We start from the raw sequence: 23,100 nt of genomic DNA, 5'->3' as shown, positions 1-23,100 counted from the left end.
ATAAATATGAATAAGTGTTTAGAAATAGCGGGACACTCTTTTACGTCCCGTCTGTTTGTGGGAACTGGTAAGTTCCAATCCAATGAAGCTATGAAAGCTGCTATTGTGGCTTCCGGTAGCCAACTTGTTACGGTAGCCCTTAAACGTTTGGAAACAGGGTGCGACCACGACAGTCTAATGGAGCATATAACGAGTGTATCCGGCGTTACGCTGATGCCGAACACAAGCGGTGCACGCGATGCCGAAGAGGCTATATTCGCTGCACATTTAGCTCGTGAAGCTTTTCAAACAGATTTTATTAAAGTAGAGGTACACCCCGATCCAAAGTACCTTTTGCCTGATCCGATCGAAACACTCAAAGCAGTCGAACAACTCGTAAAAGAGGGCTTCATCGTATTGCCCTATGTGCAAGCCGATCCTGTACTCTGTAAGCGTATTGCTGAGGCAGGTGCGGCTGTGGTTATGCCTTTAGGTGCTCCCATTGGTTCCAACAAAGGATTGCGGACCAAGGACTTTTTGCAGATCATCATCGAGGAGAGTCAAGTGCCTGTTGTAGTAGATGCTGGTATAGGCACTCCTTCGCAAGCTGCCGAGGCAATGGAAATGGGTGCCGATGCGGTCCTCATTAATACGGCTATAGCTATGGCGAGAGATAGTGAACGCATGGCGCGTGCCTTTGCGCAAGCCGTTGTGGCCGGACGTGAAGCCTATGAAGCTGGTTTGCCCGGTGTCTCTAACTTCGCCGCAGCGACTTCTCCATTACAAGGATTCTTTGATAATAGAAAGGACGAATAAATGAGCTTCTACGATCATATACTAACCTACGACTGGGACACGGAAGAACAGTCTATTTTTAGTAAAACGGAAGCAGACGTGGCTCGTGCAATAGCAGCGGAGCGGCCTACTTTGGAAGATTTTAAGGCACTTATCTCACCGGCGGCCGAGGGTTTCCTGGATCAAATGGCGATCAAGGCACAGCAGCTTACCCAGCAGCGATTCGGCAGAACCATTCAGATGTACGTGCCGCTCTATCTGTCCAATTTCTGCACTAATAACTGTATTTACTGTGGCTTTAGTAGTCATAACGCAATCAAGCGTAAGAAGCTCACGGTAGATGAGGTAATGCTCGAAATAGAAGTGCTTAAGAAGTGGGGCTTTCGTCACATACTGATTGTTTCCGGTGAGGCACCCAAACTCACGGATACAGCCTATTATAAGGAAATTGTGGATGCGATCAGACCCCATTTTGCCCAAATATCGTTGGAAGTACAGCCTTTGGAGGTCGAGGAGTACAAAACGCTAAGTGATAGCGGCGTTAGCTTTGTATGCGTCTATCAAGAGACTTACAATCACAAGGTCTATCCTCAGTTCCATCTGCAAGGAAAAAAGATGGATTATCGCTACCGACTGGAGACTCCGGAGCGTTGTGCACAAGCCGGAATGCGTAAGATGGGTATCGGGGCTTTACTCGGATTACAGAATTGGCGTACCGATTCCTATTTCACCGCTATGCACATGAATTGGATGGAGAAGCATTACTGGATGATGAAGTTCTCTATCTCACTTCCGCGACTAAGGCCTCATGTAGGCGCCTTTATGCCGAAAGATCCTATTACGGACAAACAAATGGCTCAACTAATTATGGCATACCGTCTGTTCAATCCGGAGGTAGACATATCTCTTTCTACTCGCGAAAGCTCTGAATTTAGAGATTTGGCAATGCGAATAGGGGTTACTACTATGAGTGCTGCTTCCAGTACAGAGCCGGGCGGTTATGCTACGCACGATGTGGAGCTGGAGCAGTTTAGTATCAACGACGGACGCTCCGTTGAGGAAATGGCTGCGGCTATTCGTGCTCAAAACTATGAGCCGGTGTGGAAAGATTGGGATAGTTGGTTGTAAGTGGCTATTCAATTAACTCAGGAGGAAAGATTGCGCTATGAGCGCCAACTGATGCTACCTCAAATCGGCGAAGCTGAACAATTGTTGCTGAAAAAGCAGCGTGTGCTGATCGTCGGTTCCGGTGGCATCGGGTCTCCGCTCGTGTACTACTTGGCCGCTTCCGGTGTGGGCGCGCTCCGCATTGTGGATGGAGATGTCGTTTCGCTTTCCAACCTACAGCGTCAGATCCTCTTTCAAACTGCCGATATTGGAAAGCCTAAAGCGGAGGTGGCTGCACTGAGAGCACAAGCAATCAATCCGAATTGTCGTGCCGAAGGCATGGTTACTCGCTTTACGGAGCGCAATGCAATCGAACTCATTTCCGACTGTTCTATAATAGTAGATGCTACCGATAATTTATCCAGTCGCTACTTACTGGATCGTGTGGCGCAGCAGGCTAATATTCCCTACTTGTATGGTGCTATTGAAGGGTATCTGTTTCAGGTAGCGCTCTTTACCTATAGGGAGGGGCAGGCTTCCTATCGGGAGCTATTCCCCGAGTATGATGCTGACAAAGAGCAGTTGCCCGTTGCGGTGTTTGGACCTGCTGTGGGCGTTTTAGGATCTCTCATGGCTGCACAAGTTATCAAAACAATGCTGCATATTGGAGATACTTTGGAAAATAAGCTTTTGCAATGCGATGTTCGTTCATTACAGTGTAATCTAATCTCTTTATAGCCGGGTAACTAACGAATACACAGCTCCGTAGTGGAGAGAAAGGTGCAGGTTCATTGGAGAGCCTGCACCTTTTTATTTTCCTCGCTAATTCCATAGCTGCGTCCTCTCTATCGTTGACAGCTATAGGCTTGCGAACTATTGAGAAATAGATCTGTATCTTTCAAATGAAACATCAGAACCTATGGTTTGAAACATTAGAACTTTTCAATCGAAACATCACTATCTTTCTCTGCTTGCTCAATATATATCTATTGCGGTGCGATAATGCGCTCTATCTCGACAGTGTGTGCTTCGATTCTGCTGTTGTGCGATTAGTTTGTATATTTGCATCAGCTCGCAAGAGTTAGGCGTGAGACCGACCTTGTCGCTTGAACGCCACTCCCCCCCCCCCACTTCTTATGAGGTGGGGGGCGTTTTTTTTAGAACTTTCGTATTCTATTCTCGCCGTCTAATCGTTTGAAGTTTTTCAATCCACCCTCAAGGAGAGCGTTAATTGCGTTCTCCTTTTGTTTTGAGTATTTCCCGTCAAAAAGCCTTGCCTTTGCTGTCTGCAAAACTTTGTCTTTGTCGGGCTTAATGTCTGTGTCTGTTGCTGCATTGTTGTGCATAGTGTTTAGCATTTGTGGTTATACGATTAGTTATTACCTTTGCGGTAGAAGCACCTTAGAAGGTGGATCGCAGTGCGGATTGTTGTTCCGCATGTAGCTTTCTACCTTTAGGGTGCTTTATTATTTGATGGATAGATCTATTGTCGCTTATGCTGTGTAGTTGTTCTCCCCACGGAAACTCACGTACTACTATCCAGCTATCTGTTAGTCCGACACTTGTCTGATAAAGATGCACCTTGTAGCGGTAGGCTCTGCTGCTGTGCTTGTCTGCGTAGTCGGTGCGGCTTGCTCCGCTGCTGCGTTGCCTTGCTCGGTTGTTGGCTGCTGTGCTGCCGTGTTGGTCGTGCTTGCTGCCGTGTTGGCTGTCGGGGTTGCCCCCTCGTTCGTTTCTTTGGTCATAGGTTGGTTGGTTAATCCGTTTGCAAATATAGTGTTCTAAATAGTTCAATTTGAGGAAATTGCACAAATGTCGGAAACTCGTCCGCTTCGGTTAGCTTTCCTTTGGCGTTTCGCTGCTTTTTCTCTCGGCTTGATGCTCCTCGCTTGAGCTGAGCTTTCGGACAATCTCTCGTTCTCTGTCGGATAGCTCCCAGTACGTGGGTAGCTCCTTTGGGGCATTCTGTAGTATCTTGGCTATTCGGTTGCTGATGATGAAGCCTGCGCCGTAGAGTTTTTTGCCGACCTTGCGTTGGCTATCCAATGCCTCCGTGAAGTGCGTCTCCTCCCTTGGAATTCGTAGGCTTACCCCTCGGTCGACGTACTTGCAGAGTGTGGCTCCTGTGACCACGTTGGGTGTGTACTCGTATCGTGGCTTTGATTTTGGAGCTTTCACAGCCTGCTGCGCCTCCTTGACCCTACGAGTTAGCTCGGGTGCAAGTATGAGAGCGGTGTTTCCAAATAGATTTGAAGCGAAGCTCGTTTTTACTCTCGCTCCGTTGTGGTATATAATTTCACAATTGGCAACAATGCTTGTAAGCCTTGTGCCGCCTGAGCTTAGCAAAGTAAGTGCAGGTGCAAAGAGGAAAAACGGCACGTCTCGTTCTAAGTAGAAGCGTTTAATCTCTGCGAGTATGCTAAATGGTGGGTTGTCTATCACAACTGCGTTTGAGTAGTCCTCCGCCTTGTAGTCTCCACCCGGATAAAATGGGCGTACAATGCGAAGCTCTCTAATCTCTGGCACTTCCTCCAGTACCCACTGCTTAACTGCTTCGTACACTTCGGGCGGTGTGTAGCAGTCGTCTGTGGTCTTCTTGGGTTTGAATTTCTCCACGAAGAGTTTGTATTCCTCGGGTTCTCCGTCTGTGTCGTGCTGTATGTTGTCGTTCATAGTGTTGTTGGCTATTTGGTTATTCGGTCTAGTGTTTCTCTTGTGAGGTACTCTAGTAGGTAGGTGTATGCTTCTTCGGTGTCCTCCGTGTGGGGTATGCCGACCTCTTGAAGGATGAAGTTCGTGGCGTGGCTCAGCTCGTGAATGAGTATAGCCCCGCTTCTTGGGTCTCGTGGTGGCGATGCGAGGTATATGATTATCGTATGCCCCGAGGTCATGACTGTTAACCCCTCGGTGGGTGGTGCGACCTCCTCGATGACCTCGCTCGCTGTCGCCTTGTCTGAGTTCCGCTTGACGGCTTTGTATAGTCCCTTGCGGTCTCCCCAATAGATAAGTACGTCTGTCTTGTAGATTGGTATCTGTATGACTATCTCGTTCATAGTGTTGTATTATTGGTTGTTAGTTTGCTTCATTTTGTTCGGTGTTTTGTTTTTGTGTTGTTGTTAGTTTGTATCTTTGGTGCGGTAAGTATTTGCTTCGTATGGATAGAATTCAATTGAGTAAGGATGAACGTATTGTTTTACGGCAGATTTCCTTAGGTTGGAAAGACTCTTCATTGGCTCTGTCTGAGGATAGATGCCGTCTTGCGTGCATTAATCTTGAGCGACTGGGATTAATTCGTGTTGCGTGGTTGGAAGGGTATCAGATACTGTACGCATCTCTTACTGAGTATGGGGTTTCGTACCTTGCTTGGAATCCTCGCTTGCGTAATCCTATCGACTATAAGAAGCTTGGGTTCATCCTTGCGTGCGTATCGCTTGTTGCATCTATTGTTGTAGCTCTGGTGGCTTGCTCTCGTCTTTGGTAAGGTAGCTTGACTCTGTTCATTTTGTTTTTGTTAGATTAGTTTGTAGCTTTGTATTGCAGTTAATTGAATTATACTATGTGCAACTTAGATTACGTTTACGAACAGCTTACGGCTGGTCGTGATGCTTATATCATTGACTATTATTCCAATAGAGGAGTTCATTACTCACCGAGTTTTGGAGATATGGTGGAAACAAAGGGCGCAATGAGTGTTGGCGGGACAACAACGATGCGGAAACAAAGTGATGAGATTGCATTTGAGTGTACGCTCGCCGGAGATATTGTCTCCAAAGAAACGTATGACTGCTTCTAGTCTTGGAAGTGCGCATAGTACTCGATAGATTTCTGCTTTAATTCTCTATATTTTTGAGATGTTCTAGGTAGGGTTCTAAGCTCTTCGTAGAGCTTGTGACCCAGTCCGCCCTCAACTCCAGTCTCTTTGTATATCTTATCCCATAAAGTTTTTCCTAAAAGAGCTTGAGCTATCTCTGGAGGTTCTTTTGCATAGATCATCTTCGGAGTATTTACTTGTATCTCCGCCACCAAACCACTTGATGTTCTTAGGTTCACAATGGTTCCGGTGTACCCCAAATACTTGTCTGCCGTCTGTATCTTTATTGCTTTACTCCCTAATGCCCTGACTTTGTAGTTGTCGCTTAGGTCGTCTATGATGCCGTCAATAGACTTTCTGTCTGCAATGATTGTTGTTCGTACAGTATCCTTAAGCTGCGTCACTGCGTAGGATGACATGTCGTCTCTTTCTGTCTTTACCTTGCGCACTATTGATCCTACACTCTTGTAGTTTATCGGTGTGCAATTTGCTCCATATCGTGTAGCGATGTTCTCTGCGATCGACTGCACTTCTGGGCCTACCTCTCTGGCTTTCACTGCGATGTGCTTTGCATCATTAAGTAGTAGCCCCTCTTCTATGTTTGTGCCGAGAAATGTGTCAACCGTACGTACGTTGTCACGCAGGTAGTATGGGAGCGTGCCGTTGCGCTGTGCGGAGGCGATGCGGTCGGTGTTGTTGGCGAGGTGTGCGGTGAAGTTGTCGGGCGGTGCTTTGACTACGCCAATGGGTGGAATGCGTTCGCCTCTGAGGAGGGCTTGTTGTCGTGCTTTGAAGGCTTGCGGCTTCTCGAGTATGGGCAGTGCGTGGCAGCGGCAGTGCGGATGCCAGCCGACAAACTTAAACTCTTTCGGGTACTTGCCTGCTAACTCCATGCAGAGGGGGCATACGTTGGGGTTAGTGCCTGAGACTTGCACTTCGTAGCCGAGTACAAAGTCTAAGGCTTGCCAGCGTTCGTGGTCGGCTGCGTGGTATGCCATGTTCGTTTCGGTCACGGCCAGTCGGCGTGCGTTGCGGAAGCTTGAGCGGTAGATGCCTTGGCCGGGGTGGTAGGCTTGAGCGGCTTTGGAGAGGCGGAGCTGTCCGTGTTCGTCTCGTACTCTGCGGAAAAGCTTGTCGGGGTGGCGGAGGTATTGCTTGAGCTCTGTAGCCAAACGGTCAGCCGGTGTGCCGTCTCGTAGGGCAATGTCGAGGGCTGTTTCTATTTCTTTGTAGAATGAGTCGGAGATGCGCCAAATGCGCTCTGATAGGTTCATGCCGCCTACGATGCGGTTGGCGATTTGCTGTACTACTGCGGAGCGTTGAGCGTTGAGGGCTTGTCCGTAATAGGTGGCTAAGTCGGCCGCCTTGTCGGCTGAGAGTGCGTCTTCACGCTCTAATGAGTTGCGAATAGCGGTACTTGTTTGGCTTTTGAATTGGTCAAATAGTTGATCCATTCGCTTCTTGATGTGCGGATAGTCGGCAAAGCTGAAAGGCTTATCGCCTATTGGCTTGTCCATGAGGATACCCCAGCGGGCTATTTCGTTGATGGTTTGGTCAAATAGCCGTGCGATACGCCTATCCAGTTCGGATAGGTTGTTGAGGTGCTTGCGGTCGTACTGCCTTGGGGAATATAAACTTTAAGGATACACAGCTCCGTGAGCACCGGTGTGTGCTGAAGAGAAACGATTTGTGTGCCGTTTACATTAAAAAATGAAAGGGCTTGTCTCACGACAAACCCTTTCCAACCTTAAATCTAATACTATGAAAAACACACACAAAGGTAACCATTTATTGGTAATATGCAAACCTTCCCTCCATATTTATAGTGATTGCATATTCCTCTTAGCTTTAGTATCGCACTATATCTGTTATGTTGGATTAAAATATGAATGGAATGAATAATATGCAGTACTCTGCTTTGCTTAAATATAGCAAATGAGGTTGCTCATTAGGCTATATAAAAGAAGGAGTAGCCAATAGTAATTAGCTACTCCTATCTTACAAGACGAAATTTCTCTATTCGTCTAATGTGTCGTAGTAGATTCGCTCTTATTCAGCAGCGTGAATCAACTTAATAGCTTCCATACCACGCTTAATAGCTTCCTCATTCAGAGGAATAAGCTTGTGGTGACGCTCGGGAAGAGATTTCTTAAGACCGGTAATAACGCTTTCGTACTTAACGAAAGGCACAAGCTTCAGCAGACCACCTAAGATGATCATATTGAATAGCTTGTCGTTACCCATCGCATTTGCGATTTCCGTAGCATCTACCTCGTAAATGTTGATATCCTTACGATCCGTAATAGTGTGGATACCATTAGGCTCGTAGATGAGAATACCATTCTTCTTTACGCGAGGAGCGAACTTGTCTAAAGAGGGCTGGTTCAGCGTAATAGCGATGTCGTAACTGTTTAGTACGGGAGAGCTTACTTTCTCGTCACTTACAATTACAGTCACATTGGACGTTCCACCACGTTGCTCGGGACCATAGGATGGCATCCAGCTCACTTCCTTGTCTTCCATCATACCGGAGTATGCGATGGTCTTTCCCATAGAGAGGACGCCTTGTCCCCCAAATCCTGCTATAACAATTTCGTATGTCATTACAATTCCTATTTTATACGGTTATGGGCTTTATTCGTCCTTCAGATCGCCTAATTGATATTTGGCTGTCATATTTTCAACCATCCATTCATTGGCTTTTTCGGGACTCATCTTCCAACCTGTGTTGCAAGTGGAGACAAACTCTACAACAGAAGTGCCTTTCCCGGCCATTGAGTTTTCAAAAGCCTTGCGAAGTGCTGTTTTAGCCTTACGAACAGCGCCTACGTTGTGTACTGATTGACGGGTTACATAGCAGGTACCATCCAACTCAGCAAGCAGCTTAGAAATAACGAATGGGTAGCCTTGCTTTTCTGCTTTACGTCCGTAGGGAGAAGTTGTCGTCTTCATACCCAGAAGCGTACAAGGACTCATCTGACCACCGGTCATACCATAAATGGCATTATTGATGAAGATAATAACGATATTTTCTCCGCGGTTGCAAGCATGTAATGTTTCAGCCGTACCGATAGCCGAGAGGTCACCATCGCCTTGATAGGTGAATACGAGCTTTGTCGGGTTGAGACGTTTAGTAGCTGTGGCTAATGCAGGTGCACGACCGTGAGCAGCCTCCTGCCAATCTATATCGATGTAGTTGTAGGCGAATACAGAGCAACCTACGGGGGCAATACCGATAGAGTTCTCTGCCATGCCCATCTCATCGATTACCTCTGCCACCAACTTATGTACTACGCCATGACTACAGCCCGGGCAGTAGTGCATTGTATTATTATTAAGAAGCCGTGGCTTCTGATATACCAAGTTTTCAGGCTTGATAATTTCTTTAATGTCTATCGTTGTATCCATAATAGTTACTTATCGTTTATTGTGTCTAATGATGTAGCTTGCCACTCTTGCTATAAGGGCAACGCCTCCTACGTAGAGGAAAGCCCAAGGAGCTGTGTGTCGGGTGAGAAAGAAGACAACTATCATGGCGAGAGCGAAAAGATAGAAGAGTATATCAGCTACTCTTGCCCATACAGCCCATTTATCCGTAGTCTTATTCTCGGGAAATCCCATAGCGCCTAATAATTACCCAATAGTAGTTCAGAGGTCAGCAACTATTATATTAGTTCTTTTTATTGATGATCTTTTCTTTCAAAGCCTCTAGAACTTCTTCCGGAGAGAAGAGCATACCGCCCATACGTCCGTAGTGCTCTACAGGAACTCTGCCTTCGCAACCAATCTTAACGTCTTCAATCATCTGCCCGGCATTTAGCTCAACAGAAAGCATTCCTTTGCTTGTCTTGGACAAACGTTGGATGGTATCATAGGGGAACGGCCAAAGCGTGATAGGACGTACAAGACCGATCTTGAGCCCTTCGGCACGACCTACTTGTACTACCTTCTGGCAGATACGAGCCGAAGAACCGAATGCAACAAGAATGTAATCAGCATCCTCGGTCATGTATTCTTCTACGCGTACTTCGTTTTGCTCTATCTTACGGTATTTCTCTTGGAAGCGTTCGTTGTTGTGCTCCATCACAGCTGAGTCAAGCTCAAGTGAAGTGATGATATGACGCTTATCCTTCGTTGCACCTGTGGTAGCCCAAGGGCATTGCGCCTTAATCTCTTCATCTGTCCGACGGGGTTTGAAGTCGGGAAGAACCACCTTTTCCATCATCTGGCCAATGATACCATCGGCAAGAATGACAGCCGGGTTGCGATACTTAAATGCGAGTTCAATACCAAGGTCTACAAAGTCGACCATCTCCTGCACTGAATTAGGAGCAAGTACGATCAGTCTGTAGTCACCGTGGCCACCGCCCTTAGTCATTTGGAAATAGTCAGCTTGGCTTGGCTGGATAGTACCTAATCCGGGACCTCCACGCATTACATTTACGAGCAAAGCGGGCAGCTCAGCACCTGCGAGATAGCTGATTCCTTCCGCCATAAGGCTTATACCGGGGCTACTAGAGCTAGTCATTACCTTCTTTCCGGTAGCTGCACCTCCATAAACCATATTGATAGAAGCTACTTCACTCTCAGCCTGCAGTACAACCATGCCGGTCGTTTCTTCAGGATTTTCAGTACTGAGCGTTTCCAGTACCTCAGATTGGGGAGTGATAGGGTAGCCAAAGTATCCGTCTATACCGGCACGAATTGCTGCGTGAGCAAGCGCCTCGTTGCCTTTCATTAGTTTTACTTCTTTCGCCATATCGAGTTATTCTTTTTGTCTCTCTTACTTTCTTAGATTTAAAGTTTTACCTTGTATACGGTAATGCAGCCATCCGGGCAAACCATACCACAGCTTGCACAGCCGATGCAGGCTTCCGGATTACTCATGTAGCAGTAATGATACCCTTTGTCATTCATCTCAGTCGGATGTAATGAAATGGTGTTGGTCGGACATGCTACAACGCACAAGTTGCAGCCTTTGCAACGCTGTTCGTTGACTACGATTGCTCCTCTTACTTTCGCCATATTTTTCTCCTATTTTATATTTTGTATGTCTTTACTTTTTGCACGTAACCTAATGGTTATGCGTTCGCTTCAAAGGTACAAAATCTTTTCCTTATACCCACAAATTGCGATAGGCTTTTTTATTGTATTAAAGAAGAATTCAATCTTGCTAAATGAAGATGGCAAAATGAGTGTTTTCTGCTCTTTTTGGGGTGTATTATCAAGAGCAATACCAAAGAAACAGAGAATTATGCGTAAAGCAGTCTACAGATAGGGTGTACTATACTAAAGAGACCTCGGCACAATACCATATCTGCGGTATTAAAATTGACAATCGGGCTCGCTTAATAGACGTGGAAGCTGTCCCCGAATTATATTTATAGGGTGTAAGGTATCTCAAAGCTTTCTGCAAAGCCTCCTTATGAAAAGGAAAGATTTTACAGCGTCAGAGCGTTCTCTGCGGCTCATTGGTAGCACTTTGCTAACTAACCCGCTTAAAGCGCGCAGTCCAAATGGCTCGTGGGAAAATGAGACTGTTTTTATTCCCTTTGCTTTCGGGTAACTTCCCAGCCCAAAGCTGAAGCACCTAATATTGCTGCATCCGCTCCCGACAACTGCGAAAAGAGTAGCTTGGTGTTTTTGTATACGCGCATTAGGTTTTCGTTAAAGGCTTTTTTTACCGGTCGCATAAGCAGATCTCCGGCTTGTGCTAACCCTCCGAAAAGAATAATGGCTTCAGGGGAAGAGAATGTTACAAAATCGGCAAGTGTTTCTCCCAGTATGCGGCCGGTAATATCAAAAACCTCTTTTGCAAGTTTGTCGCCGGCGAGGGCTGCTTGGCAGACAGTTTGAGAAGTAATCTCTTCTATTGCTGTGTTACGCAATAGAGAGCTGTCGGAGCGTGTTTCCAGAAGTTCTCTTGCCGTGCGTGCCAGTCCGTTTGCTGAGCAGTAGGTTTCCAAGCATCCTTTACGTCCACAGCCGCAGGGCCGTCCGTTGCGCCGTATTACAAAGTGCCCCAGCTCTCCCGCCAAGCCATCGTGCCCATATACCACTTTGGAATTAACTACAATTCCACTGCCAATGCCTGTTCCTAAAGTGATGAGCATAAAGTTTTTCATCCCTTTAGCTGCGCCATAGGTCATCTCTCCGATAGCGGTTGCTTTGGCATCGTTAGTTAGGAGTACAGGTATTCCGATGCGTTGCTCTAGCTCTTTGCATATGGCTATAGAGTGTTTCCAGGGTAGGTTTGCAGCAAATTCAATCCTTCCGGTATAGTAATTTCCATTGGGAGCTCCTATGCCCACACCTCTAATTTTTCCCTTCACGTTGTAGGTCTCTATCAGCTGTGTGATACTTATTGCTAAAGCGTCTAGATAATCCTTAACCTCTGTACCATACGCTCTTGTTTTGATTGAGTCACTTCCTATAATGGTGCCTCTTGCATCTACGATGCCAAATACAGTATTCGTTCCACCAACGTCAATTCCTACAACGTACTCTAATTCCATATTGTCTTTATGATGCAATAAAATACATCCACAAAGGTAATTATTTTACTGAAACTATACTGAAATAAAATAGTTATAAGATATATGAGGGAGTATGTAATGATTCTTGGCTAAATGTAATAGAAGTTCAGTAGGGAAGGAGAGAAAATGAGATCCCGTGAAAAGCACCACTCATGGAGAGGTTAATTTTTCTGTAGAAATGCCAATGTCTTTTATATGCTTTGAATCCAAGCACGAAGCATATCAGCGCCCTCTTCTGTAAGATAGCTTTCGGGATGGAATTGTACCCCTCGTATAGGTAGCGAGGTGTGTCGGATGGCCATGATACTTTTATCACTGCGTGCCAAGGCTGTTATACAGAGCTCTTTGGGTAGAGTGTCTTTTTCTATCACCCACGAATGGTACCGGGCCACCTTAGTAGCATGATAATGAGTAAAAAGTAGTTCGTCTTTGGCTATATCCGTTAATTGCTCGCCATGACCATGCAGGGGGGAGGGGAGCTGCTGTAGCTTAGCCCCAAAGAAGTGGGCAATTGCCTGATGGCCTAAGCAGATACCTAAGATGGAATGGGTTGTGTAGCAACGTGACAGCAAGGGAAATAAGCCCTCAGTTTCCTGCGGAGTAGATGGGCCGGGTGATAATATAATCCCGTCATAGGATGAGAGATCCATAGTTGTCGTATACTCTGTAGGGAGTACCTCTATTGCGCAATCCTCTATATTACGTAGTAGTTCAACTACATTGAAAACGAATGAATCGTGACAATCTGCTATCAGTACTTTCCTCATAGTTGTCGCAAAGGTAGTACATTTGTCTCGTCTTAGCATTGAAAATGATGATGACTACGCTTACTGCAACGAATTTATTTGACGAAATGAACCGCTTGGGGCATGAGCGCACCCCTTTTTTGTTTGCGGTTGACTATGAGGTGCGGGTGGGAATTCTTATTCCCTATCCGGAGCAACAGCGGAGTGTACTTTATAAGGTGCAAGAGTTTAGCAATATGCCCTCCAATATGGGGAGGTGCTCTTTTCACCTCGCTTTGAGGAGCAATCCGCGTGAGTTTGCTATCTATCAGCAGCAGTTCAATAAAATACATCGGGCTTTGGCTGTGGGGAATAGTTTTCTTGCTAATCTAACGATAGCCACTCCTATAGAGATAGATTGTAGTCTCGAAACTATTGCTCAGTATGCCGTAGCGCCCTATAAGCTTTATGTGCCCGGTCGCTTTGTCTGTTTTTCTCCTGAGCGTTTCGTTTCTATTAGGCCTGATACAGGGGGTCAATACCGCATAGAGACTTGTCCTATGAAGGGTACTATAGATGCTTCTATTCCAAATGCTGAGGAGGTGATATTGAGTAGCTATAAGGAAACTGCGGAGCACTACACAATAGTTGATTTAATGCGTAGTGATCTGGCGCGAGTAGGGCAGCGGGTACAGGTTAATAAGTTTCGGTACATTGATAGGATAGAAACGCAAAATGGCGGTTTACTGCAGGTTTCTTCGCTCATTAGTGCCACACTGCCCACGGATACTTTGGATCGGTTGGGTACTATCTTGGGAACCTTGCTCCCTGCCGGTAGTATCACAGGTGCTCCCAAAGAGGCTACGATAAGGGCTATACAAGAAGCTGAAACAGAGCCGAGGGGGTATTATTCAGGAGTATTTGGTTATTTCGACGGCTTCTGCTTAGAGTCTGCCGTAATGATACGCTTTATTGAGGAACAAGGGGATGGCGCTTTCTATTTCCATAGTGGAGGCGGAATAACTATTAACAGTAAAGCGGAAGATGAGTATAAAGAGGTGATAGAGAAAATATATATTCCCGTCTGATGATAAAAGAACTATTTATCGAAAGTATCCGAATCTTCTTTGGGGTGCCTCAACTATTGCATTACCATATACAACGGATGGACCGAACCGGATTAGCAAAAGGGTTTATTCCTCCCTGTTTGCCGGATTTGGTGCAGATAATGCCCAAAGAATTAGGTCAAAAGGTGGTAAAGTGTCGCATTCTCTATCGGGAAGAAATTGAAGAGATCAGCTTCGCGGAGTATAGTTATCGCCCCATTCGCTCTGTAGTGCCTGTGCGGCTACCTGCAGGCTATACATACAGCTACAAGAGTGCCGATAGGCGTGTGCTGGATGAGTTGAGGGCACAAAGTGGTGCCGATGAGGTACTTCTTGTCAATGACGATGGGCTACTGACAGATAGCAGCTTTAGTAATTTGGCCTTACTACAGGATGGAAAGTGGTACACGCCACTTACGCCCTTGCTGGAAGGGGTGAGACGCGCGTATCTTATCGATCAGGGGTTTCTTACGCCCCGAGATATCCCTTTGTCCGAGCTAAAGCAATATAGTCTCATCCGATTTATTAATGCTATGCGCTCTGTGTGAAGGCATGTGCACTTTTTTGTTTTTGGTATCTTTGTATTACATTAAAGGCCCTAAGCATGGGCTAGACAAGAGAGGTAGGTAACGGCTATTGAAGGCTGTACAACTAAAACCGAGATAAGACAAGGCAATAGTATTATTCACTACGAGGTATACTCATTATTAGGTAGCGGGTAACTACGAAAGAAAAAATAATACAACGAATGAGCGAAGTTACTACAAAAGGACACTTGAAAGATTCCGATGCATCCCGCTTGCATGATCTTGAGTATAAGCCAATACCTCCACTGCTATTCAAGTATGCCTTGCCTTCAGTCGTGGGCACGGTTGTCAATGCGCTTTACAATGTAGTTGATAGAGTGTTTATTGGTCAAGCTGCGGGAGACTTGGCCATTGCCGGATTGGGGATTAGCTTCCCTATATTGCTATTCCTTTTGGCTTTTAGCTTGCTCATAGGTGCCGGTACATCGGTGCGGGTCTCTATCCTGATGGGACGTAAAGAGCTGCATAAAGCGGAGCAAATATTAGGCAATGCACTGATACTTACCATTGCGATGAACATCGTTCTTTGTGTGGCGGCGCTCATATTTATGGATCCTCTCCTGAGGCTTTTCGGTGGTAATGATGCAATTATTCCCTATTCTAAGGCCTATTTGAGGATCATCATTCCCTTTAATATATTCTCCGACCTGGCTTTTATCTTCAATGCCGTGATGCGAGCCTCAGGCTATCCTACAAAGGCAATGTATTCCATGCTCATTGGGGCGGTAATGAATATAGTATTGGATGCTATTTTTATTTTAGGTTTTGGCTGGGGTATAGCCGGAGCTGCATGGGCTACCGTTATTTCGATGATTACCACCTCTGTGTATGTAATGAGTCACTTCTTCGATAAGCGCTCTGTCGTCCATCTGACAAGGAAGGGTATGAAGTTTTCTCGCCAGATGGTTATTCAGATTATATCGGTTGGAGTGGCACCTTTTGCCATGCACTTAGTCGGGGCAGTGGTTAGTACTACGTTCAATCGTGCGTTTGCGCAGTATGGAGCAACGGAGGCAGAGACTATTAGTGCTATGGCTGCTTATGCGATTATTTTGGGTATTGTACAGCTATTCATACAGTTTATGTTAGGGGTGTCTATGGGTATGCAGCCCATTGTAGGCTTTAATCTTGGGGCGGGCAAAATAGACCGCTCTATAAAAGCCTATAAGTGTGCTTTGTTGGTTAATGTAACGTCTGCGACGATAGGGCTGCTCATTGCTTTACTCAAACCCTCTATATTTGTGGATTTGTTTAATCCCGGACCTGATTTGGCAAGGCTTACCTACATGGCTTTCGGGATCGTTTTATTGTGCTTCCCCCTGGTTGCCTGTCAGCTAACCAGTGTGCAGTTTTTCCAAGGAATAGGGCACAGTGGTAAGGCCATGTTTCTATCTCTTACACGACAACTTATATACCTGCTTCCCGGGCTAATTATTTTCCCGCGTATTTATGGTCTTATGGGCGTATGGATTGCTATGCCGGTGGCGGATGTGCTTTCCGGAGTGACCGCTATAGGAATGATCCTATTCTTTATGCCTCGCATACGGAAAACCTACAGTCGGGTAGAGCCTAATGAAGTGCCTAAGAATAGTGAATAGCAATAGCATACTGTATAACCAAAACCATTACTGATAGCTATGTCCGTTTATGTTGAGGCTTTTTGGCCATTATTTCTTTTTAATGCGCTCTTCTTGTGGCGCGGAGGAAAAGCATTAGCCCCCATTCGGTGGCTGAAATATCTCTTCTACTCCCTTATTACGGCTGTATTGATACTTTATCTGACCGGACTTTTCTTTTTTAAGTCATTCAGTAGTAGTACAATGAGCTGGATACTAACTATTTGCAATACTTATTACTTTGCGGCTCTCTATGCGACGATGGGCGTGCTGCTCTGCGAGTTATTGGCATTTGTTGACCGTTATACGATTAAGTGGTTTGCCCGTAGTCCTCTCCACAGAAAGCAGGTAATTCGGTACATAGCTTTTGGGGTCGTGTTGGTAGGTGCCTTAGTAGTGGTCGGAAAGGGGTTATATGTTGTTTCGCACCCTAAAGTGAAGCATTTATCTTTGTCTACTTCAAAGCAAAGTGGCTCTACACGGGATAGTGTGCGAATAGCTTTTGTATCGGATATACACATTGGTGAGTCTATACGTCCGAGACATATTCGGCAGATGGTAGATCGCATTATACGTCAGCAGCCCGATATAGTTTTAGTCGGGGGAGATGTATTTGACTACTACAGCCGGTACGGCTATGATGGGGATATAGTGCCTTTGATGCAAGACTTGGCGTCGGAGATCCCTTTGGGGGTGTATGTGGTAATGGGTAATCATGACTATCGTGCGGATACCTCGCAGAAAATAGAGTGGATTAAGGATTGTCATGCCAATTTATTGGTCGATACAGCCGTTTTAATAGATCACAGCTTCTACCTCGTTGGTAGAGACGATGCTACACAGCGACACCGAAAGGATGCAGCAGAGATCATGTCAGAAATAGACTACTCGCTTCCCATTATCTACTTTGAGCATCAACCGAATGAATTGGACCTACTCCCTACGCAATGGGTCGACTTAGCACTCTACGGACATACGCACGATGGGCAAATTTGGCCCTTTAAGTGGGTGGTTGAAGCCTACTATCCTTTGGCTTATGGTTATGAGCGACGCGGCAATACGCACTTCTACGTATCTTCGGGAGTGGGAGCCGCCGGACCGGCTATTCGTGTGGGTACCAGCAGTGAAATAGTGATTGTAGATCTACAGTTTGGAGTGGATAGGTAGAGCGTACAATACGCAAAGTAGGACCTTGTAAAAGAGATTTCTCAACACATTCCTATCCCTCAATCCATAGGTGTAAATAATTCATTTAAATAAAAGATACAGATCCTTCAAACGAAAGATCTGTATCTTTTGCTGTATGGCTGCCGGGAAGCCTAAGTGATCTCTTATTTGACCACTGGATTAGGTAGCTTATTTATTCAAAAGCTCCGTGCTTCTCCGGATGAAGTTAGCAAGTCGCTCGCCTGAGAGAAGAGAGCGGGAGAGTAGCGCAAGATCCCAAAGCTGCGATACCTCAGTATGTGCCTCTGCAAACTTTTGCAATAGCACATTCACGGCATCCTGTTTTTCGTTCTTTTCATTATTGAGACGAGTGCGCTCCTGCTTTTCCTCATCTGTCATTTCGTCCTCCTTCTTCTGCCTATTGGCATCAAACCAATCGGCATGAGCTTTCTCGGCAGCTGCCAGTTCGGAGAAAGCCTGCTTAAGCTCCTCACTGTGCAGGGATTCGTTGAGCTGTGCTACGATTGGGTTATTAGGATTGATAATCAGACGATAGCTGTCGGGTAGTTCACTATAGAAGTCGCTTCCTTCGCGGAATTGACTCATGTCTTTCATTCTTCTCATCCACTCATCTTGTACAAGCTCCGTAGGGGCTGCATTGGAGTTGGCAGATGCAGCTACTTCCACTATGAAGTGTGCTTTCTCCACATCGGGGATGGTGTTTTGGAAAAGTGCTTCCAATGGCTTTGTCTCCTCCGAAGAGGCTTGGGCAGTATCCTTTCCACCAATGAGATTGTCTATCGAATCGCTATCTACACGGGTGAAGTGAAGTTTCTCTTCTTTTTCCTCCAAGTGATTGATAAACGGAAGTGCCAAATAGCTGTCCATCAGTAGTACTACATACCCCTTATCCGTAGCCTGCTTGCAGGGAAGGTACTGAGTGGTAGCATCTGTGGCATACAATTCGACGAGCACGCCATCTTTGTTGGTCTGTGAAGCTGCGGTAAGTGTTTTCAGCTCTTCTAAGGTGTAGAAGCGTTTGCCATCGCAATCCTTGAATAGTAATGCCGGTTTGAGACGCTCGTATGCCTTCTCGTCGGTAATCATTCCGTAGTGTACGAAGAATTCAAGCGTGCGCCACTTTTGTTCGTAAGCAGTGCGGTCAGAGCGGAATAGCTCTTCAAGTTTATCGGCTACCTTTTTGCTTATGTGTGAGGATATTTTTTGGGCCGACGGATCTTTCTGTAGGTACGATCTACTTACATTAAGCGGAATGTCGGGCGAATCAATAATCCCATGCATTAATTTAAGCCATTCGGGTAGTACGCCTTCAAGCTCATCCGTGACAAATACCCTGTTGCAGTAGAGGCTTATACTATTTTTCTGGGGTATAACGCCCTCTTTGAGTTCCGGGAAATAGAGTATGCCCTGTAACTTGAAGGGGTAGTCTACATTGAGATGAATACGGAAGAGCGGCTGCGCATTGCCGGGAAAGAGGGTTTGGTAGAACTCATTATACTCCTCATCCGTGACCTCGCTCGGCTTCTTTGTCCAAAGTGGGGCTACTTCATTGATGCAATTATCCTCATCGGTAGGCTGCATTTTGCCATCCTTCCACTCCTCTTTCTTACCGAAGTAGACAGGGAAGGGCAGGAAGCGACAGTATTTGTAGAGTAATTGCTCAATAGTGCTCTTTTCCAAGAAGTGGGCATGCTCTTCATCTATATGCATGGTAATAGTAGTGCCTCGGGTAGTGCGTTGTGAGGGACTCATCTGGTAGTCCGGTGACCCGTCGCAAGACCAATGCACAGCTTGTGCATCCTTTTTGTAGGAAAGCGTGTCTATCTCAACCTTATGAGAAACCATAAAGGAGGAGTAGAATCCTAAGCCAAAATGCCCAATGATGGATGCATCGGCACCTTCATATTTTTTGAGAAAATCTTCTGCGCCACTAAAGGCTATTTGGTTGATGTAGCGATCCAACTCCTCTTCAGTCATGCCGATCCCATTATCCGTAATGCTGAGTGTTTTGGCATCTTGGTCCAAAGCAACATGTACGGCTAATTGACCCAATTCACCAATCTCACTATCTTTTTCAGCAATGGCTTGTAACTTTGAGAGGGCATCCGTAGCGTTGGATATGATCTCTCGGAGGAATATATCTTGGTCGCTGTAGAGAAACTTTTTGATAATGGGGAATATATTCTCTGTAGTAACCCCTATTTGACCTTTCTTCATAGTGTGTTACAAACTGTTGCTCCATGATAGGCATTCATAGAGCAACAGACTTTATGTTTTATAGATGTGTACTAATTTACATTTCTACTGCCATAGGTTCATCTTTCTGACAGGTAACGAGTGCCTTCACTTCTCCGTTCTTTACGGTGAAGCTTATCGTATCGCCTGCTTTGATGGTCTCATCCAGGATGAGATCAGTTAGGCGGTCTTCAATCTCCGTTTGGAGAATACGGTTTACGGGGCGGGCACCATTTTTAGGATCAAAGCCCTTCTCCGTAAGAAGTGCGCGGCAAGGTTCACTCACCTTAATATGGTAGCCTTGACGCTCAATCCGCTCAGTTATTTCAGCGATCCTATTGTCTATAATACGACGAATAGAGGGTTTGTCGAGACTATTGAAGTGAATCACTGCATCCAAACGGTTGAGGAACTCGGGCGTAAAGGTTTTCTTAAGCTCTTTCTCAATAATGCCCCGAGAGGTCCGTTGATCAATAGTCCCATTGTCGGCACTAAAGCCTACACCATTGCCAAATTCACTCAAGCGACGGCTCCCTATATTCCCGGTCATAATGATTACCGTATTCTTAAAGCTTACCACTCGGCCCAACCCATCAGTCAGTGTACCTTCATCGAGCAACTGCAGAAGAATATTGAATACCTCCGGATGCGCTTTTTCTATTTCATCCAATAGGATCACTGAGTAGGGGCGACGGCGTATCTTTTCGGTAAGTTGTCCGCCCTCTTCATATCCTACATATCCGGGAGGTGAACCGATCAAGCGCGATACATTGAACTTCTCAGAGTATTCGCTCATATCTACTCGTATCAAAGCCTCTTCACTACCAAATAGTTGCTCAGCGAGCTTCTTTGCAAGAAAAGTCTTCCCTACTCCTGTAGGACCCAAAAAGAGGAAGCTGCCGATGGGTCGCTTCTCATTACGTAGCCCTAAGCGGTTGCGCTGTATGGCTCGCGCCATGGTGTCGACTGCCTCATCTTGGCCGATTACATCCTTTGCAAGGGACTGATTAAGCTCTCGGAGACGTTTGGCTTCCGTCTTGGCGATGCGCTCCATAGGCACTCCGGCCATAGAGGCTACTACCTTTGCAACTCCGTCACCGGTTACCTCATAATTCACATTCTGCTTTTTGATATCCTCAAGCATAGCCTCTTTGCTTTCTTCCACTTTGCGGGCTTTGTCGCGCCAAGCGGCTGCAAGCTCGAAGTTGTTGTCTCGGACTGCTTCATCTTGCTTTGATTTGTAGAAAGCTACTTCCTGATCGATCTCTTCCAATCGGTGCGTAGGCGGAAGTTTGTGTGCCATACCGGTAGCTGCCCCTGCTTCGTCCATTACATCAATGGCCTTGTCGGGGAAAAAACGTTCGTTGATATAGCGGTCAGTTAGCTCTACGGCGAGTTTGAGGGCATCCTCATTGTAGGATACGCCATGATACTTTTCGTAAATGGGCTTTATCTGCTGTAAAATTTCATAGGTCTCCTCGGCTGTATTAGGCGGCACTATAATTTTTTGGAAGCGGCGCTCTAAAGCTCCGTCACGCTCAATGGTTTTGGCATACTCGGTTAGGGTAGAAGCGCCAATACAACGGAGCTCTCCTTGGGCAAGTGCCGGCTTGATAATGTTGGACATGTCCATGGAGTTTTCGGCTTGTCCTGCTCCTATGATGGTGTGTATCTCATCGATGAATAGGATGATATTAGGATTCTGCTTTACCTCTTTGAGCACTTTCTTCAAGCGATCCTCAAATTCGCCACGATACTTACTGCCTGCAATCAGCTGAGCCGTATCCAAAGCATAAATCCTTTTGTCCAAAAGGGCTAAGGGTACCTTCTTTTCGGCGATTCTGTTGGCTAATCCCTCTACAATAGCACTTTTTCCCACTCCCGGTTCACCGATCAGCACGGGATTGTTTTTCTTACGGCGTGCTAATACCAGCATCATACGATCCAGCTCTTTATCGCGCCCAATCATAGGATCAAGCTCTCGGCGCTCAGCCTTACCCGATAGATCGGTACAGAAAGTGTCTAATGCACTTCTCTTCCGTCGAGGTCGGTGGGGATTTTCTTGCTGATTCCCGGGAGCCGCATTATCATTGTAAGAAGGATCTTCGTCGCTCTCATCCCCTTCATCAGGATCATCGAAGCCGTCTTGCAGGCCGTTCTCCGGAGTTAAGAGTAGTTTGCTGTCCTCTTCCTGCTGAGGAGTATGGAATGTGTTTAGTTCTTCTTTTCTTTTCATTTTTCCTTTGTGAGGTGCCTTTCTACCGCTTTGTGTTTTGGTGCATCTAAATGGTCTCGGCAGTCCTCGTTAGATTAGATGCAACAAGTGTACCAATATATCAAGTCGGACAGAATCTCCCCTATAGAGTCCTCCTTCTGTTACTTCTGCTTAATCTTGTCTTGTAGTGGGCTTGATCTCTCTTTTTATCCGTCTAAAAAGGATAAAATGGGGCTGTCGGCAGACTCTTAACTGCAGTAGTGTATGGTGTTAAAAGCATCTTTTAAAAGATCAGATGCCCTTTCTCTCAGGGATAGGAGCTGAAGGCAGTCAGCGAAAAGTATTAACTCGCGACGTCCCGGGAAAAGTTTCATAGAAAAAGAAAGAGGCAGAAGCAGCCGTACCCGCGATAGGCTTACCACACGCTACCAATGTGGCAGAGGGTCATCAGAACGGAACCACGAAGAGTAGCAGCTCCGCCGTCGTAGCGGGAACTCGAATCTGCCTCTTTCTGCCGGCAAAGATACGAAACTTCTTCCACTTCCGGGCGGCTATAGAAAAAGGTCGGCTAATTGATATACTCAATCAGCCGACCAAGGGCTTTACACCAATGGCGGGTGAACCAATACCATCTTATTCCCTCGTAGGCAAAGATATAAAACTTCTTTCACTTCCGGGCGGCTATAGAAAAAGGCAGGTTAATTGATATACTCAATCAGCCTGCCGAGGGCTTTACTACGACGGCGGTCGGACCAATACCATCTTCTTCCCTCGTAGGCAAAGATAAAAAACTTCTCTTACTTCCGAGCTGACGGCTATAGAAAAAGGCAGGCTAATCGATATACTCAATCAGCCTGCCAAGGGCTTTAAACCGACGGCGGTCGAACCAATACCATCTTATTCCCTCGTAGGCAAAGGTAAAAAACTTCTCTTACTTCCGAATGAGTTGAGCCCCCACAAGCAGGCGAATCGGCGCGCGCTGACTACGCAGTACGGAGCGGCACGTACCGGCGGGCTGAGAGCAATACGAACCCTTTCACGGAAAAACATTCGGAGCTTTTGCTCAAAAGGTATAGATGTTTGGGTTGAAAGATATAGATGTTTTAGTTGAAAGATACAGATGAATGGACCACGTGATCAGAGCCCCTTATAAATAGGTAGGATAGGCTTTGCAGCGTGTGCCCTGTTTCTTCACAAAAA

Annotated in this window: 24 protein-coding genes; 10 read left to right on the top strand and 14 right to left on the bottom strand. The window is 46.1% G+C overall.

Going from position 1 to position 23,100, the window contains the following annotated elements; genetic code table 11:
* The first annotated feature begins 6 nt into the window (after positions 1–6).
* The 3 genes from ACLWMH_RS06040 to ACLWMH_RS06030 are packed head-to-tail and all read left to right on the top strand — an operon-like array spanning position 7 to position 2,619.
* Positions 7–795: a thiazole synthase gene (locus ACLWMH_RS06040; RefSeq protein WP_411915807.1), complete on the top strand. Its 789-nt coding sequence runs from the start codon at positions 7–9 to the stop codon at positions 793–795.
* Positions 796–1,902 carry a 2-iminoacetate synthase ThiH gene (thiH, locus tag ACLWMH_RS06035; protein ID WP_411915806.1) on the top strand — a complete coding sequence of 369 codons (1,107 nt, stop codon included), beginning with the start codon at positions 796–798 and terminating at the stop codon, positions 1,900–1,902.
* Entirely contained in the window at positions 1,903–2,619 is a 717-nt protein-coding gene (locus ACLWMH_RS06030) for a HesA/MoeB/ThiF family protein (protein WP_411915805.1), read from the top strand. It begins immediately after the preceding gene.
* Positions 2,620–3,038: 419 nt separating this feature from the next.
* On the opposite strand, the gene ACLWMH_RS06025 is transcribed toward ACLWMH_RS06030, so the two are convergent.
* The 4 genes from ACLWMH_RS06025 to ACLWMH_RS06010 all read right to left on the bottom strand — a co-directional run bounded on the left by ACLWMH_RS06025 (position 3,039) and on the right by ACLWMH_RS06010 (position 4,934).
* A complete protein-coding gene (locus ACLWMH_RS06025; protein WP_411915804.1) occupies positions 3,039–3,227 on the bottom strand; it encodes a hypothetical protein in 189 nt (62 codons plus the stop codon).
* A 204-nt stretch (positions 3,228–3,431) separates the two neighbouring features.
* The gene (locus ACLWMH_RS06020; protein ID WP_411915803.1) at positions 3,432–3,626 is read right to left on the bottom strand and encodes a hypothetical protein; all 195 of its coding nucleotides are present in this window, start codon (positions 3,624–3,626) and stop codon (positions 3,432–3,434) included.
* A gap of 91 nt (positions 3,627–3,717) precedes the next feature.
* Positions 3,718–4,554, bottom strand: a complete 837-nt coding sequence (locus tag ACLWMH_RS06015; RefSeq protein WP_411915802.1) for a chromosome partitioning protein ParB — start codon at positions 4,552–4,554, stop codon at positions 3,718–3,720.
* An 11-nt stretch (positions 4,555–4,565) separates the two neighbouring features.
* Positions 4,566–4,934, bottom strand: coding sequence for a hypothetical protein (locus tag ACLWMH_RS06010; RefSeq protein ID WP_411915801.1), 369 nt, complete (start codon positions 4,932–4,934; stop codon positions 4,566–4,568).
* A 101-nt stretch (positions 4,935–5,035) separates the two neighbouring features.
* Between ACLWMH_RS06010 and ACLWMH_RS06005 the strand changes: the two genes are divergently transcribed.
* Both ACLWMH_RS06005 and ACLWMH_RS06000 read left to right on the top strand, forming a co-directional pair.
* A complete protein-coding gene (locus ACLWMH_RS06005) occupies positions 5,036–5,362 on the top strand; it encodes a hypothetical protein (protein ID WP_411915800.1) in 327 nt (108 codons plus the stop codon).
* A gap of 75 nt (positions 5,363–5,437) precedes the next feature.
* On the top strand, positions 5,438–5,674 hold the full coding sequence (locus ACLWMH_RS06000; RefSeq protein WP_411915799.1) for a hypothetical protein: 237 nt from the start codon (positions 5,438–5,440) through the stop codon (positions 5,672–5,674).
* Here the strand turns inward: ACLWMH_RS06000 and ACLWMH_RS05995 are convergent.
* The 8 genes from ACLWMH_RS05995 to ACLWMH_RS05960 all read right to left on the bottom strand — a co-directional run bounded on the left by ACLWMH_RS05995 (position 5,671) and on the right by ACLWMH_RS05960 (position 12,995).
* The gene (locus ACLWMH_RS05995; RefSeq protein WP_411915798.1) at positions 5,671–7,209 is read right to left on the bottom strand and encodes a hypothetical protein; all 1,539 of its coding nucleotides are present in this window, start codon (positions 7,207–7,209) and stop codon (positions 5,671–5,673) included. The genes ACLWMH_RS06000 and ACLWMH_RS05995 overlap by 4 nt on opposite strands.
* A 532-nt stretch (positions 7,210–7,741) precedes the next feature.
* Entirely contained in the window at positions 7,742–8,296 is a 555-nt protein-coding gene (locus tag ACLWMH_RS05990; protein ID WP_411915797.1) for a 2-oxoacid:acceptor oxidoreductase family protein, read from the bottom strand.
* A gap of 30 nt (positions 8,297–8,326) precedes the next feature.
* The gene (locus ACLWMH_RS05985) at positions 8,327–9,088 is read right to left on the bottom strand and encodes a thiamine pyrophosphate-dependent enzyme (protein ID WP_411916235.1); all 762 of its coding nucleotides are present in this window, start codon (positions 9,086–9,088) and stop codon (positions 8,327–8,329) included.
* 21 nt (positions 9,089–9,109) lie between these two features.
* The gene (locus ACLWMH_RS05980; RefSeq protein WP_411915796.1) at positions 9,110–9,313 is read right to left on the bottom strand and encodes a hypothetical protein; all 204 of its coding nucleotides are present in this window, start codon (positions 9,311–9,313) and stop codon (positions 9,110–9,112) included.
* Positions 9,314–9,362: 49 nt separating this feature from the next.
* Positions 9,363–10,451 (bottom strand): 3-methyl-2-oxobutanoate dehydrogenase subunit VorB, encoded by a 1,089-nt coding sequence (locus ACLWMH_RS05975; protein ID WP_411915795.1) that lies wholly within the window; start codon positions 10,449–10,451, stop codon positions 9,363–9,365.
* Between the two features lie 38 nt (positions 10,452–10,489).
* Complete coding sequence (locus tag ACLWMH_RS05970) at positions 10,490–10,717, bottom strand: 4Fe-4S dicluster domain-containing protein (protein WP_411915794.1); 228 nt, start codon at positions 10,715–10,717, stop codon at positions 10,490–10,492.
* 518 nt (positions 10,718–11,235) lie between these two features.
* A complete protein-coding gene (locus ACLWMH_RS05965) occupies positions 11,236–12,207 on the bottom strand; it encodes an ROK family protein (protein ID WP_411915793.1) in 972 nt (323 codons plus the stop codon).
* 212 nt (positions 12,208–12,419) lie between these two features.
* Positions 12,420–12,995 carry an anthranilate synthase component II gene (locus ACLWMH_RS05960; RefSeq protein WP_411915792.1) on the bottom strand — a complete coding sequence of 192 codons (576 nt, stop codon included), beginning with the start codon at positions 12,993–12,995 and terminating at the stop codon, positions 12,420–12,422.
* 50 nt (positions 12,996–13,045) lie between these two features.
* Between ACLWMH_RS05960 and ACLWMH_RS05955 the strand changes: the two genes are divergently transcribed.
* The 4 genes from ACLWMH_RS05955 to ACLWMH_RS05940 all read left to right on the top strand — a co-directional run bounded on the left by ACLWMH_RS05955 (position 13,046) and on the right by ACLWMH_RS05940 (position 17,429).
* Complete coding sequence (locus tag ACLWMH_RS05955) at positions 13,046–14,041, top strand: aminodeoxychorismate synthase component I (RefSeq protein ID WP_411916234.1); 996 nt, start codon at positions 13,046–13,048, stop codon at positions 14,039–14,041.
* Positions 14,041–14,607: an aminotransferase class IV gene (locus ACLWMH_RS05950; RefSeq protein ID WP_411915791.1), complete on the top strand. Its 567-nt coding sequence runs from the start codon at positions 14,041–14,043 to the stop codon at positions 14,605–14,607. Before ACLWMH_RS05955 ends, ACLWMH_RS05950 begins: the two co-directional genes overlap by 1 nt.
* Before the next feature lie 200 nt (positions 14,608–14,807).
* On the top strand, positions 14,808–16,244 hold the full coding sequence (locus ACLWMH_RS05945; RefSeq protein ID WP_411915790.1) for an MATE family efflux transporter: 1,437 nt from the start codon (positions 14,808–14,810) through the stop codon (positions 16,242–16,244).
* A gap of 39 nt (positions 16,245–16,283) precedes the next feature.
* A complete protein-coding gene (locus ACLWMH_RS05940; RefSeq protein WP_411915789.1) occupies positions 16,284–17,429 on the top strand; it encodes a metallophosphoesterase in 1,146 nt (381 codons plus the stop codon).
* A 189-nt stretch (positions 17,430–17,618) separates the two neighbouring features.
* Here the strand turns inward: ACLWMH_RS05940 and htpG are convergent, their stop codons facing one another.
* Together htpG and ACLWMH_RS05930 are read right to left on the bottom strand one after the other, a co-directional pair.
* A complete protein-coding gene (gene htpG / locus ACLWMH_RS05935; RefSeq protein WP_411915788.1) occupies positions 17,619–19,667 on the bottom strand; it encodes a molecular chaperone HtpG in 2,049 nt (682 codons plus the stop codon).
* 76 nt (positions 19,668–19,743) lie between these two features.
* Positions 19,744–21,921: an ATP-dependent Clp protease ATP-binding subunit gene (locus ACLWMH_RS05930; protein ID WP_411915787.1), complete on the bottom strand. Its 2,178-nt coding sequence runs from the start codon at positions 21,919–21,921 to the stop codon at positions 19,744–19,746.
* Between the two features lie 412 nt (positions 21,922–22,333).
* On the opposite strand from ACLWMH_RS05930, the gene ACLWMH_RS05925 reads away from it, so the two are divergent.
* Positions 22,334–22,606, top strand: coding sequence for a hypothetical protein (locus ACLWMH_RS05925; protein WP_411915786.1), 273 nt, complete (start codon positions 22,334–22,336; stop codon positions 22,604–22,606).
* The last annotated feature ends 494 nt before the right edge of the window (positions 22,607–23,100 follow it).

Source organism: Porphyromonas miyakawae (genome assembly GCF_045865415.1).
GTDB classification, from domain to species: domain Bacteria; phylum Bacteroidota; class Bacteroidia; order Bacteroidales; family Porphyromonadaceae; genus Porphyromonas; species Porphyromonas miyakawae.
Note: the sequence above shows the minus strand (reverse complement) of the source record. Positions and strands in the feature narration are given on the sequence as shown.

Bases quoted from the DNA above. Each gene is read 5' to 3' on its own strand.
- ACLWMH_RS06040 (WP_411915807.1), top strand. From the start codon at position 7: ATGAATAAGTGTTTAGAAATAGCGGGACACTCTTTTACGTCCCGTCTG.
- thiH (WP_411915806.1), top strand. From the start codon at position 796: ATGAGCTTCTACGATCATATACTAACCTACGACTGGGACACGGAAGAA.
- ACLWMH_RS06025 (WP_411915804.1), bottom strand. From the start codon at position 3,227: ATGCACAACAATGCAGCAACAGACACAGACATTAAGCCCGACAAAGAC.
- ACLWMH_RS06020 (WP_411915803.1), bottom strand. From the start codon at position 3,626: ATGACCAAAGAAACGAACGAGGGGGCAACCCCGACAGCCAACACGGCA.
- ACLWMH_RS06015 (WP_411915802.1), bottom strand. From the start codon at position 4,554: ATGAACGACAACATACAGCACGACACAGACGGAGAACCCGAGGAATAC.
- ACLWMH_RS06010 (WP_411915801.1), bottom strand. From the start codon at position 4,934: ATGAACGAGATAGTCATACAGATACCAATCTACAAGACAGACGTACTT.
- ACLWMH_RS06005 (WP_411915800.1), top strand. From the start codon at position 5,036: ATGGATAGAATTCAATTGAGTAAGGATGAACGTATTGTTTTACGGCAG.
- ACLWMH_RS06000 (WP_411915799.1), top strand. From the start codon at position 5,438: ATGTGCAACTTAGATTACGTTTACGAACAGCTTACGGCTGGTCGTGAT.
- ACLWMH_RS05995 (WP_411915798.1), bottom strand. From the start codon at position 7,209: ATGGACAAGCCAATAGGCGATAAGCCTTTCAGCTTTGCCGACTATCCG.
- ACLWMH_RS05990 (WP_411915797.1), bottom strand. From the start codon at position 8,296: ATGACATACGAAATTGTTATAGCAGGATTTGGGGGACAAGGCGTCCTC.
- ACLWMH_RS05980 (WP_411915796.1), bottom strand. From the start codon at position 9,313: ATGGGATTTCCCGAGAATAAGACTACGGATAAATGGGCTGTATGGGCA.
- ACLWMH_RS05975 (WP_411915795.1), bottom strand. From the start codon at position 10,451: ATGGCGAAAGAAGTAAAACTAATGAAAGGCAACGAGGCGCTTGCTCAC.
- ACLWMH_RS05970 (WP_411915794.1), bottom strand. From the start codon at position 10,717: ATGGCGAAAGTAAGAGGAGCAATCGTAGTCAACGAACAGCGTTGCAAA.
- ACLWMH_RS05965 (WP_411915793.1), bottom strand. From the start codon at position 12,207: ATGGAATTAGAGTACGTTGTAGGAATTGACGTTGGTGGAACGAATACT.
- ACLWMH_RS05960 (WP_411915792.1), bottom strand. From the start codon at position 12,995: ATGAGGAAAGTACTGATAGCAGATTGTCACGATTCATTCGTTTTCAAT.
- ACLWMH_RS05955 (WP_411916234.1), top strand. From the start codon at position 13,046: ATGACTACGCTTACTGCAACGAATTTATTTGACGAAATGAACCGCTTG.
- ACLWMH_RS05950 (WP_411915791.1), top strand. From the start codon at position 14,041: ATGATAAAAGAACTATTTATCGAAAGTATCCGAATCTTCTTTGGGGTG.
- ACLWMH_RS05945 (WP_411915790.1), top strand. From the start codon at position 14,808: ATGAGCGAAGTTACTACAAAAGGACACTTGAAAGATTCCGATGCATCC.
- ACLWMH_RS05940 (WP_411915789.1), top strand. From the start codon at position 16,284: ATGTCCGTTTATGTTGAGGCTTTTTGGCCATTATTTCTTTTTAATGCG.
- htpG (WP_411915788.1), bottom strand. From the start codon at position 19,667: ATGAAGAAAGGTCAAATAGGGGTTACTACAGAGAATATATTCCCCATT.
- ACLWMH_RS05930 (WP_411915787.1), bottom strand. From the start codon at position 21,921: ATGAAAAGAAAAGAAGAACTAAACACATTCCATACTCCTCAGCAGGAA.